General features: G+C 64.9%; 1 tRNA gene. It reads left to right on the top strand.

Features of this window, described 5'->3' with window-relative positions:
• Nucleotides 1–74 (top strand) — tRNA-Pro (locus tag IG64_RS37375).
• Nucleotides 75–211: the final 137 nt, after the last annotated feature.

The raw sequence follows: 211 nt of genomic DNA, 5'->3' as shown, positions 1-211 counted from the left end.
CGGGACGTGGCGCAGCTTGGTAGCGCACTTGACTGGGGGTCAAGGGGTCGCAGGTTCAAATCCTGTCGTCCCGACTCGTGAGAGTCGCAGATCAGGGCCGGTTTCGGAGGCATCCGAAACCGGCCCTTGATCATTCTTGGGGACCAGTTGGGGACCGGCGTCCTTGACCGCGTCAGCGAGTCATGACGATCGGGCCCGGCAGGGAGCGCGG

The organism is Streptomyces sp. NRRL S-340 (assembly GCF_000720185.1).
Lineage (GTDB): Bacteria > Actinomycetota > Actinomycetes > Streptomycetales > Streptomycetaceae > Streptomyces.
Note: the sequence above shows the minus strand (reverse complement) of the source record. Positions and strands in the feature narration are given on the sequence as shown.